This window comes from Micromonospora sp., assembly GCF_048594385.1.
Taxonomy (GTDB): domain Bacteria; phylum Actinomycetota; class Actinomycetes; order Mycobacteriales; family Micromonosporaceae; genus Micromonospora; species Micromonospora wenchangensis.
On the sequence record NZ_JBMDWU010000535.1, the window covers coordinates 1 to 5460 of the forward strand.

The window sequence follows — 5460 nt, forward strand, 5'->3', positions numbered from 1 at the left end:
CTGCTGGACGGTGTGGCCGCGATCGGCGTCGCCGGACAGCAGCAGGGCATGATCTGCCTCGACGAGGCCGGCGAGGTGCTGCGGCCCGCCATCCTCTGGAACGACACCCGCTCGGCGCGCGCCGCCGCCGACCTGACCGCCGAGTTCGGCGGCCCGACGGCGTGGGCCGACGCCGTCGGGCTGGTGCCGGTGGCCAGCTTCACCGTCACCAAGCTGCGCTGGTTCTCCCGTGCCGAGCCCGAACTCGCGGACCGCACGAGCACGGTGCTGCTGCCGCACGACTGGCTCACCCACCGGCTGCGCGCGGACGGCGGTGCGCCGACGACCGACCGGGGCGAGGCGTCCGGCACCGGCTACTGGTCACCGGCCACCGGCGCGTACCGGCAGGATCTGGTGCGGCTCGCCTTCGGTCGGGACGTGGCACTCCCCCGGGTCGCCGGGCCGGCCGAGGTGGTCGGGGAGACCGCCTCCGGCGCGCTGCTGTCGGCCGGCACCGGTGACACGATGGGCGGGGCGCTCGGCGTCGGCCTGCGACCGGGCGACGTGGTGGTCTCGCTGGGCACCTCGGGGTGCGTGTACGGGCTCGGTGACGTGCCGACCGCCGACGCGAGCGGCCTGGTGGCCGGGTACGCCGACGCGACCGGCCGGTTCCTGCCGCTGGTGTGCACGCTCAATGCGGCCCGGGTACTCGTCGCGGTCGCCGACCTGCTCGGCCGGTCACTGGCCGAGCTGGACGACCTGGCGCTCTCGGCGCAACCCGGCGCGGACGGGTTGACGCTGCTGCCGTACCTGGACGGGGAACGCACCCCCGATCTGCCCGACGCACGCGGTCTGCTCGCCGGCCTGACCCGGGCGAACGCGTCGGCGGCGAACCTGGCGCGGGCCGCGGTGGAGGGCATGCTCGGCGGCATCGCCGACGCCCTGCACGCGCTGCGCGCCCAGGACGTCCCGGTCGACCGGGTGCTGCTGAGCGGCGGCGCGGCCCGGTCGGGGGCGGTGCGGGCGGTCGCGCCGGCGTTGTTCGGCGCGCCGGTGAGCGTGCCGCGCCCCGCCGAGTACGTGGCGCTCGGCGCGGCGCGGCAGGCGGCCTGGGCGCTGTCCGGAGACCCCGAACCGCCGCCGTGGCCGGTGGAGGCCGAGGAGGTCACCGCCGCCGGCACCCCCCAGGTGTACGAGCGCTACGTCGACGTCCGCCAGCGGGCGCTACCACTGCTGACGTGACACCGGCGGCGTCCGGGTCCCCTCGTGCGTTCCTGCCGGGTGGTCGCGGACGCCGCAGGGGTCGCATCCCGCCCGGTGCGTCCCAGCGGGGCACCCGCCCGATGGCGGGTGCCCCGCTGGGACGCGACGCGTCCGGGGTGACTACCGGAAGATGACGTCACTCCTGTTGACCTTGCAGTTGGCGTCGTTCCAGCCCTCACCGAGGTAGCTGGGTTCGCTGCCCTTGGGCACACCCTTGTACTTGCCGCAGATGGTGGCCGAGCCGATCACGACCACGCGGGTGATCGTCGCGGTGTCGTTCCAGTTGCTGTTGATGCCGGCGAGCATGTCGATGTCGTCGACCAGGACGTTGTCGATACGCACGTGCCGGGTGTACGAGGTGGTGCAGTTGCCGCAGCCGCGGTACAGCTTGCCGGACCCCTTCAGGTAGAAGCCGGAGATGTTGACCGTGCCGTTGCCGTTGTGCTGGAAGGTCTTGTCGCTGCCGCTGCGCGCGCCGCCACCGATGACGTACGAGGTGCCGCCGTTGGTCTGCTTGAAGGTGGCGGCGTCCTCACCGATGTCGTTCCACCACACGTTGCGCAGGGTGCAGGTGCCTTCGCAGTGCACGCCGTCACCGGCGGGCGAACCGAGGATGACGTTCTGCAGCGTGCCCCCGTTGGCGATCTTGAACATCGGGTCCTGCGACTCGCCCTGCCCGCCGTCACCGATGCAGCAGTAGGTCTTCATCCCGCCGTCGAAGGTGCCGGAGACGTTGACCGTGCCGGAGATGCTGACCGAGCCGGCCGACGACGGCCACGCGCCGGTCGGCGTGCCCGGGTTGCTGGTCGGGCCGGACGTCGGACCGCTGGTGGGGCCGGAGGTCGGACCGGTGGTCGGGTTCGACCCGCCACTGGAGTACGTCTCGAACTCGGCGATCCGCGGGGTGCCGGACGCGCTGGTGATGACGAAGGAGATCTTCTTCAGCGACGTCGAGGAGAAGGTGATGGTGCTCGGGGCGCTGCTGCCGCTGGCCAGGACAGCGCTCGTGTCGTTGTTCTTGAGCTGCCAACCACTGATCGACCCGCCGCCCGCAGCCTGCACGATGACGGCCGAGGACACCGTGGTGGCACTGCCCCACTTGACCGAGATCGTGCCGGTCGAGCCGCTCGGCGACCAGTAGGTGCCGGCGTTGCCGTCGACGACGTTGCCGTAGCTGGTGCCGCTGGCCTTGCTGGAGCCGTCGGCGCCCGCGCCGAGGCTCAGGTTCGTGGCGGCCGAGGCGCTGGGAATCTGCAGCGCCAGGGCGACGACGGCACCTGCGACCACGGTGGCACCGCCGGCCAGCCACCGCGAGGCGACTTTGCGTCTCATCTGATTTCACCCTTTCGAGCAGGAGCACTGGGACGGGAAAGCGCTTTCCGCCAACAATAGAGACTGGTCGATACTGAGGCAAGGGTCACATCGTCTTCATCTGCCGGATGCGCCGGCGCTGCTGCGCGGCAGAGCGGTGAGCACACCGGTCGGTTTGCTCGGCCGCCCCCGGTGGACCTGCCGAGCGCCCCGGAATCGCCGGTCGGGCGGACCTGCCTCGACAGGCTGACCGGCTCGGGCGAGGCTACGGCCTCGCTGTCAGGGGTCCTTCGACGACCAGGTCGACAGCGTTCCGGGCGGAGAGGGCCGGTGATCTCACCGACGAGAGCGGCTTCCCGGAGCCGCCTGGTCAGCTACCGCAACAGCCCACCCTCGCCGATGAGCCGTCACCGCGCCGCTCGGGCCTGTTCCACCACCTGCGACGAGCAACAGCGGGAGCACGGACCAGTGCCCGGTTCGACAACCGGGTGGGTCGACCAGACGGTGGCAACAGGGCCGATCGCACCCGGCTGCCGGAGCCAGCTCAGCGCGCATTGCCGGCGAGGTTGTTGGACAGCTACGGCAAGACCGTGGCGTGCCGGGCACACCGGTCGCCCGGATGACGCTGCTCGACGGCACGTCTTCGGCGGGAGCGCCGGCCCCGGCGACGGGTCGGCCGGACGCCGTTCAGAGGGTTGGTGATCCGTAGAGCAGGCGGTTCGGTGAGCCGCTGCCGGGATTGGTCACCACGCCCGCGGTCGCGCTGTCGACCAGGAAGGCGTGTACCTGCGCCGGGGTCCAGGTCGGATTCTTGCTCAGCACCCGGGCTGCCATTCCGGCCACGTGCGCCGAGGCCTGGAGGGTGAGGTCGGCATCGGCCACGGCGGTGTCGGATTCGGATGAGGCCGACACGATGTTCACGCCGGGTGCGAAAAGGTCGACGCACGGGCCGTAGTTGGAGTAGGAGGGCCGGGCGTCGTTCGATTGGACGGATGCGACGGTGAGCACGGTGGGCACCGATCCGGGCGAGTCGAGGCAGGCGTCGTGATTGACGTCGCCAGCCGGTGTCGTGATGACGATGCCGTCGACGACGGCATTGGCCACCGCCGTGTTCAGTGCGGTGCTCATCCCGCCGGCCAGCACGAAGTCTCCGACGGCGGGTGGGCTCCAGGGGGTGTTGTCGGCGACCACCCAGTCGACGGCCCCGATGAGCGCGCTGAGGGTGCCGACGCACGTGGGCAGGCCGACCGAGACCATCGTGACGTCCTTGGCCACCCCGTACGTCGTGCCACCGATGATGCCGGCGACGTGCGTGCCGAGCGACCTGAAGCAACTGGCGGCGTAACCGTGGTAGGCCTGACCGCCGAACTCCTGGTGGGTGGTACGGATGCCGGGGCCGATGACGTAGACCCGGACTCCGGTGCCCTTGCTGACGAAGTTGTAGGTGGTGTCGAGTCCGACCGGAGCATCGATCCGGTCCAGGTTCCAGGGCGCGTTCGGTTGCGTGAGGGTCGTCCGCGCTGCCGTTTCGGGCACCTTGACGGTCTGGTTCTGCTCCACGTAGGCAACCGCCGGATCGGCGGCGAGTCTCCGGGCGACCGACTCGGAGGTCCGCACCGAGAAGCCGTTGAGGGCGTCGTCCCACACCTGGTCCGGCGCTGCGCCGAATCGACCGACCAGCGACCGGGCCAGGCCGGCAGTCGTGGATCCCCGGGCGTCCCCCAGTCCGTCGACCGCACCGTCCTTGAGCACCACGATGTAGTCACCCGGTATCGCGGTCGCCCTGCCGGCCCCGAGGATGTGGCCGGCCACCCCCTGAGCCGTCCCCGGATTGGCCGCCGCGGCCACTGGCTGACCGAGGAAGATGCCGGCCAGCATGGCGGGGACGAGTGCGACTGCAGTGATTAGACGTTGACGAATGTCAATTGGCGAGCTTCCGCGCGGTAATCCCATCGACAGCTCCCTCTCCCTGCGGACGACGCGACACCACGAATGCCAGCGCCCGATCCGACCACTGTGCCGAACTCTACCGCGAGCGTCAGCCTGCAAAGAGATCCGTCGATTGGGAAGGGCATCGTTCTCGGCGATTCTGACGATGACTGAAAACATCTGCTTCAGAGGTATCAAAGGGGAGCCCGGCGACTCGTCCAAGATCGGCGGGGGCGGAATCCTGGACGTCGACCAGGGTCCCGCCCGCTGCCGGCCCGCTGGCGACGGGCTCACAGCCGCCGCCACCGAGACCGACGTACGCACCGCCTGCAGCCGGACGTTCGCTTCACCCTCGCGGCAGTGGCGAACGATTCACACCCCGGTCCCAGCGGCACGAGATACCGACCCGTTCCGCATTCCGTCCGGATCGCCGCCGACCAGGATCGGAGCACTTCGTCTCACGCCCGGCGCACTTCCGCCCGACATCGCAGGCGAGTCCCCGGGTGGCGCATCGCCTTCCGACGGTCGTTCGACCACCGACGGCGGAACCCGGGAGGAGACCGGTGGCGAAAAGGGGGCGCGGCCACCGCTCGACAACGGTGGTTGTCGAGCGATGACCGCGGGGACGGGTGCGGGATCAGGCCGCGATGGTTTGCAGGTAGGCGATTCCTCCGCAGGACAGCGTGCTGAGGTTCTTGAACCACATCGCGAGCTGGCGCTGCGAGGAGCCGTCACTGTTGATGCGCTGGACGTAGACCACGCGCGTGACCTCGAACTGGCAGTAGGTGGGGGCGCTGCCCTGGGGCGACGGGCCGATCACGTAGGCCGAGGTGACGGGATTCGCGTTGTTCCAGGTCGTGGACCAGGTGCCGCCGGGGCTCACGGTCGCCATGGAGAACTGCGAGCCGATGGTGGTGGAGCCGAGCCGGACGTCGGCCTGGCAGGTGATGGCTCCCACGTTCTTGACCTCCACCCAGA

Annotated in this window: 4 protein-coding genes; 1 reads left to right on the forward strand and 3 read right to left on the reverse strand. The window is 70.5% G+C overall.

Annotated elements, in window-relative coordinates; translation table 11 throughout:
- Positions 1–1221 (forward strand): FGGY family carbohydrate kinase (locus ACOJTC_RS28350; RefSeq protein ID WP_420119182.1); only part of this gene is annotated, 1221 nt, incomplete at its 5' end.
- 141 nt (positions 1222–1362) lie between these two features.
- Here ACOJTC_RS28350 and ACOJTC_RS28355 read toward each other — a convergent pair.
- From ACOJTC_RS28355 to ACOJTC_RS28365, 3 genes are all read right to left on the reverse strand, one after another.
- Positions 1363–2574: a pectate lyase gene (locus ACOJTC_RS28355; protein WP_420119183.1), complete on the reverse strand. Its 1212-nt coding sequence runs from the start codon at positions 2572–2574 to the stop codon at positions 1363–1365.
- 666 nt (positions 2575–3240) lie between these two features.
- Complete coding sequence (locus ACOJTC_RS28360; RefSeq protein WP_420119184.1) at positions 3241–4662, reverse strand: S8 family peptidase; 1422 nt, start codon at positions 4660–4662, stop codon at positions 3241–3243.
- 457 nt (positions 4663–5119) lie between these two features.
- Positions 5120–5460 (reverse strand): hypothetical protein (locus ACOJTC_RS28365; RefSeq protein ID WP_420119185.1); only part of this gene is annotated, 341 nt, incomplete at its 5' end.